This is a genomic window from Roseibaca sp. Y0-43 (assembly GCF_020667835.1).
Classification (GTDB): Bacteria; Pseudomonadota; Alphaproteobacteria; order Rhodobacterales; family Rhodobacteraceae; genus Roseinatronobacter.
Genome location: NZ_JAFMPR010000040.1, coordinates 1 through 1,150 on the forward strand (window position 1 = coordinate 1; position 1,150 = coordinate 1,150).

At 62.8% G+C, this 1,150-nt stretch carries 1 protein-coding gene; it reads left to right on the plus strand.

What is annotated here, in order from left to right; genetic code table 11:
- Positions 1-2: 2 nt before the first annotated feature.
- A partial coding sequence (gene tuf / locus J1C52_RS15000; protein WP_227428734.1) for an elongation factor Tu occupies positions 3-1,150 on the plus strand: 1,148 nt, incomplete at its 3' end.

A 1,150-nucleotide genomic window follows, 5' to 3' on the forward strand; every position in this document is an offset into this window, starting at 1 on the left:
CCATGGCAAAGCAAAAGTTTGACCGGACGAAACCGCATGTGAACATCGGCACGATTGGCCATGTTGACCACGGCAAGACGACGCTGACGGCGGCGATCACGAAGTATTTCGGTGATTTCCGTGCCTATGACCAGATTGACGGTGCGCCCGAGGAGAAGGCGCGCGGGATCACGATCTCGACCGCGCATGTGGAGTATGAGACCGAGTCGCGTCACTACGCCCACGTGGACTGCCCCGGCCACGCCGACTACGTGAAGAACATGATCACCGGTGCCGCGCAGATGGACGGCGCGATCCTGGTTGTGAACGCCGCTGACGGCCCCATGCCGCAGACCCGCGAGCACATCCTGCTGGGCCGCCAGGTGGGCATTCCCTACATGGTCGTCTACATGAACAAGGTCGACCAGGTCGATGACGAGGAGCTGCTGGAGCTGGTGGAGATGGAAATCCGCGAGCTGCTGTCCTCCTACGATTACCCCGGCGACGATATTCCGATCATCAAGGGCTCGGCCCTGGCCGCGATGGAAGGCCGTGATCCGGAAATCGGCGAGAATTCGATCCGCGAGCTGCTGGCCGCCGTTGACAGCTACATCCCGACGCCCGAGCGCGCCGTGGACCAGCCCTTCCTGATGCCGATCGAAGACGTGTTCTCGATCTCTGGCCGCGGCACGGTTGTGACCGGCCGCGTGGAGCGTGGCGTGATCAACGTGGGCGACGAGATCGAGATCGTCGGTATCCGCGACACCAAGAAGACCACCTGCACGGGCGTGGAAATGTTCCGCAAGCTCTTGGATCGTGGTGAGGCTGGCGACAATATCGGTGCGCTGCTGCGTGGTATCGGCCGTGAAGACGTCGAGCGCGGCCAGGTGCTGTGCAAGCCGAAATCGGTGACGCCGCACACCAAGTTCGAAGCCGAGGCCTATATCCTGACCAAGGAAGAAGGCGGCCGTCACACCCCGTTCTTCGCGAACTACCGCCCGCAATTCTACTTCCGCACCACGGACGTGACCGGCACGGTCGAACTGCCCGCCGGCACCGAGATGGTGATGCCGGGCGACAACCTGAAGTTCGAAGTCGAGCTGATCGCGCCCATCGCCATGGAAGAGAAGCTGCGCTTCGCCATCCGTGAAGGCGGCCGCACCGTCGGCGC